The sequence below is a fragment of the Dellaglioa sp. CoH-57-MRSF-19 genome (genome assembly GCF_056781975.1).
In genome coordinates, this window is record NZ_JBXAXW010000330.1 from 1 (window position 1) to 242 (window position 242).

General features: G+C 52.5%; 1 protein-coding gene. It reads right to left on the minus strand.

The features are described from left to right. Positions 1 to 242: hypothetical protein (locus AC1RO3_RS09390; RefSeq protein ID WP_481764152.1), on the minus strand; the 242-nt coding region annotated here is incomplete at both ends.

The following is a 242-nucleotide window of genomic DNA, read 5'->3' on the forward strand; positions in this document are numbered from 1 at the left end:
GTATATTGCTCGACCGTCATGGGCCAACACTCAACATATTCAATGACGGCAACCACGGAGTTAGTCACGTCCAACAGATACACGAAGATTGGCTTCTTGTAGTCCGACGGGCGTCCCCAACCACCGCCCATCGTGGCAGCTGCCGTGGCACCAAATGGCGTGAGAATCGTATTGTTCCACGCCTGTAGGTACTTGAATGCTTGGTTGGAAGAGTCCGAATAGATATCGAGACGCAGGTTAGC